At 58.3% G+C, this 429-nt stretch carries 1 pseudogene; it reads right to left on the bottom strand.

From position 1 onward, the window contains the following. Window positions 1–429: pseudogene (locus CSV68_RS16705) on the bottom strand (ornithine decarboxylase); the annotation flags it as partial.

Here is a 429-nt window from a genome sequence, read left to right as displayed (position 1 = left end):
GCAGTTTGCCCATATCCTCGGCAGGCGTGAGCAAGAACAGGAGGGAGTTGAGATCGCATTTTTCCGGCACGATGCCGTTTTCACGCAGGAAGTTGGCGAGAATAGTGGCGGGGACGCCGAAATCCTCGTACTCACCGGTCCGGGCGTTAATACCCGGCGTGGTCAGCAGCAGTTTGCACGGATCGATAAAATACTGATGTTCGGCATAGCCTTCGAAGGCGTGCCAGTGTTCACCGGGCACGAAGTGGAAGAAGCGCAGGTCCGTGGCAATCTCAGCGGTGTCCCAGCTTTCCCACGGACGGCCATCAACCAGTTCCGGCACGAATGGGCGAAGATACTGGCAGTTCTGCAGGATCAGCTTACGGGCTTCGATACCGGTCACCACGCAGTCCATCCACATGTTGCGGCCGCTCTGGCCCTCATGCATGC

Origin of the sequence: Sporosarcina sp. P29 (assembly GCF_002743265.1) — a bacterium.
GTDB lineage: Bacteria > Bacillota > Bacilli > Bacillales_A > Planococcaceae > Sporosarcina.
The sequence above is the reverse complement of the archived record's forward strand: the minus strand, read 5'-3'. Positions and strand labels throughout refer to the sequence as shown.